1 protein-coding gene is annotated in these 349 nt (G+C 73.9%); it reads right to left on the bottom strand.

What is annotated here, in order from left to right; translation table 11 throughout:
• Positions 1-349 (bottom strand): Ig-like domain-containing protein (locus ACPCUX_RS18815; protein WP_423389400.1); only part of this gene is annotated, 349 nt, incomplete at both ends.

Here is a 349-nt window from a genome sequence, read left to right as displayed (position 1 = left end):
AATGCGGTCGGCCACGACCTCGGCGTCCAGGTCGTGGGTGTCCTCGATCCCGCCCGGGACCAGGCCGACCTGGTCGCCGTCGGGGTCGGTGTCGTTGGCCAGCGCCGCGACCGAGACCGTACGCCCCGGGCGCACCGTCACCTCGTCGTCCACCGCGACCGGCGACTGGTTGGTGTCCGCGGGACGGGCGATGCCGACGTTGACCGTGCCCGTGGCGGTGGCGCCGCGCGCGTCGAGCACGGAGTAGGTGAACGTGTCCGCCCCGGTCGCGTTCTTCGACGCGGCGTACTCGATCATCCCGTCCACGACCCGGGCGGTGCCCTTGCCCGCGGGGGTGGCGATGCCGGTG

Origin of the sequence: Cellulosimicrobium sp. AB352 (genome assembly GCF_049538415.1) — a bacterium.
Lineage (GTDB): Bacteria > Actinomycetota > Actinomycetes > Actinomycetales > Cellulomonadaceae > Cellulosimicrobium > Cellulosimicrobium funkei.
Note: the sequence above shows the minus strand (reverse complement) of the source record. Positions and strands in the feature narration are given on the sequence as shown.